The organism is Streptomyces sp. SPB074, assembly GCF_000154905.1.
Taxonomy (GTDB): domain Bacteria; phylum Actinomycetota; class Actinomycetes; order Streptomycetales; family Streptomycetaceae; genus Streptomyces.
This window is the reverse complement of the sequence record NZ_GG770539.1, coordinates 3,932,787-3,935,309: the sequence shown is the minus strand read 5'-3', so window position 1 is coordinate 3,935,309 and position 2,523 is coordinate 3,932,787. Positions and strand designations below refer to the sequence as shown.

General features: G+C 77.2%; 3 protein-coding genes. 1 reads left to right on the top strand and 2 read right to left on the bottom strand.

Going from position 1 to position 2,523, the window contains the following annotated elements; all coding sequences use genetic code 11:
• The first annotated feature begins 499 nt into the window (after positions 1–499).
• Positions 500–1,228: a hypothetical protein gene (locus tag SSBG_RS16400; RefSeq protein ID WP_037869933.1), complete on the top strand. Its 729-nt coding sequence runs from the start codon at positions 500–502 to the stop codon at positions 1,226–1,228.
• A gap of 106 nt (positions 1,229–1,334) precedes the next feature.
• Here SSBG_RS16400 and SSBG_RS16395 read toward each other — a convergent pair whose 3' ends face one another.
• On the bottom strand, positions 1,335–1,625 hold the full coding sequence (locus tag SSBG_RS16395) for a DUF4031 domain-containing protein (protein WP_008747213.1): 291 nt from the start codon (positions 1,623–1,625) through the stop codon (positions 1,335–1,337).
• Positions 1,622–2,032, bottom strand: a complete 411-nt coding sequence (locus tag SSBG_RS16390; protein ID WP_008747212.1) for a hypothetical protein — start codon at positions 2,030–2,032, stop codon at positions 1,622–1,624. Before SSBG_RS16390 ends, SSBG_RS16395 begins: the two co-directional genes overlap by 4 nt.
• Positions 2,033–2,523: the final 491 nt, after the last annotated feature.

Below are 2,523 nucleotides of genomic sequence, written 5' to 3'. Positions count from 1 at the left end.
GCGCTCAGCGCGCCGCCGCCGCTTCGCACGCTGCGGCCGTGAGCGCGGCCGCACCCCTGCGGCATGGAAGCGCCGCACCTCTGCGGCACGGAGCCGAGGGCCACCAGCGCGCACCGTCGCCACCTGCGGCGCGGAGCCCCGGAGCGGCAGAGGGGGCCGCCACCCGTGCCCATGCCGCACAGCGGTGGGCCACCGCTCGTGCCCGACCGGCGCTCGCCCAGCGCGCGGACGGTGCGCTCCGTGCCCCGCCCCCCGTTCCACGCTTCGTGGCCGTGGACGCAAACCGTCCCCGTACCGCGCGGGGCCTCGCGGGCTTAGGCGCGCACCACTTCCGTGCCGCGCGGGGCCTCGCGGCACGGAGGCATGGCCTCCCGTACCCCGTGGCGCCTCGCAGCCGTATACGCGGACCGCCCCCGTCCCCGTGGCGCCTCGCGGGCCCGGGCAGGGCGCGTCACCGTGCCGCGCGGAGCGGGCGGGGTGTGGGGGTGAGAATGGGCGTATGGGTGGCCAGCGGGACTTCGCGGAATCAGGGGCGGCGTACGAGGAACTGCGCGCCGGCTTCGCCACGACGCTGCTGCGCGTCCGGGGGGAGGCGCCCGGGCCCGCCCCCGAGCCGTACGCCGATGAACTTCTCGCCCGCTGGGCGGAGCCGCAGCGCGCGTACCACACCCGCGACCACCTGCGCGCCGTGCTGCGGCACCTCGACACGCTCATCGCCGAGACCGCCCGCGCCGCCGCGCACGGCACGGCGGCGGAACGCGCCTGGGCCTCGACGGTGCGCGATCCGGGCCTCGTGCGGCTCGCGGCCTGGTTCCACGACGCGGTCTACCGGCCGGACCGCTCCGAGAACGAGGAGCGCAGCGCGACGCTCGCCGAACGCGCCCTGGGCGAGGCGGGGCTCGCTGCGGCGGCCGTCGCCGAGGTGGCCCGCCTCGTGCGGCTCACCGCCGACCACGAGACGGCGGAGGGCGACGGCGACGGCGAGCTGCTGTGCGACGCCGACCTCGCGGTGCTCGCGGGCTCGCCGCAGGAGTACGCGGCCTACGCCGCCGCCGTCGCCGAGGAGTACGGCTTCCTGCCCGAGGAACGCTTCCGGCACGGCCGCGCCGAGGTCCTGCGCCACCTCCTCGCCCTGCCCCGCCTCTTCCGCACCCCCTACGGCAGCCGCCACTGGGAGCAGCGGGCACGCGAGAACCTGGCCACGGAGCTACGGCTCCTCGGCGGCTGAGCGGCGCCCGGCCCCGCCTCCTCCACGGCCCCGTCGCCCTGCACCGGCACCGTTGTTCCCTGCGCCGGCTCCGTGTCCTCCGCCCCTGCGGACCGCACGGCGTACGCTACGGATTCCGCTCCGCCTCCCCCCGTTCGCCGCGCGTCTTGCGGCGGCGCAGCCCCGCCGCCGTGAGGCGGGCCACGAGTTCCTTGCTGCCGACCCCGGTCGCCCCGGCGGCCAGGGCGTCCGCGTACCGCTGCGCCGGGAGGTCGTAGTGGTCGCGGTCGAAGGCGCGGCGCGGCACGCCGAGCGCCCGCGCGAAGCGGTGCAGTTCCTCGTACGAGTCGTCGCTGACGAGGTGCGACCACATGCGGCCGTGCCCCGGCCAGTTCGGCGGGTCGATGTAGACGGTCACCGGATGCCCGGGACGGAGTCGAGCGCCCCGACGGGCGCGACGAGGACGCCCGCCTCCGTACAGGCCCAGTGCGGATCGGGGCCGAGTTCCGGTTCGACGTCGAGGGCGTGCGGCGCGCCCTCCGTGCACACGGGGCACAGCGGCCAGCGCCCGTGCTGCTCCAGGAGGCCGTCCTGGACGTCCTGCGCGACGAGTCCCGCGACGAACTCGGCACCCTCCGGCCACTGCTCCACCCACCAGCGGCGCTGCGTCACCGCCTCCTCGACGAGCGAGACCACCCGCGCGTCGTCCACCCCGCTCGCGGCGAGGTCCGCGAGCACCCGGGCGCGCGCGGCGTGCAGGGTCTGCTCCAGGGGGCCGGGCTCTGGGGCCGCCCCGGACGTGCCGGAGGAGTCGGGAGTGGTCATGTGGCCATTGTGCGGCAGCCGCCCCGGGACGGGAAATGTCCCGTAGGCGCCCCGTAGACGAACCCTGAGACACCCCGTAGACACCCTCGAACAGAACCCTCAGACGCCCTCAGGCGCGGAGCGCCGGGACCACGGGCGGGGGAGCGGATCGGCGGGGAGGGGCGGAACGACGGGTGGGACAAAACGGCGGCGAGCGCCTGGCCTGCCGGAGGGACCGGAGCGGCCCGGCCCCCGGGCCAGTCGTCGCCGCACAGGCGCCACGCGGGCCGGGAGCGCGCACGGGGCGGCGGCCCCGCGCCTCAACGCACCGGCCCACGAAGGCCCCCCGTCCTTGACCCCCACCCCGCGCTGAAAGTAAATTTCATTCGTGACCAAGGACGTGAAGGATTTCGCCAACGGTGCCTCCGTGCCGAGCCGCCCCGCCGCCGGCCCCGGCCGCACCGCGCGCCCTGCCGCCTCCACCCCCGCCTCCGCCTCCGCGCCCGCCCCCG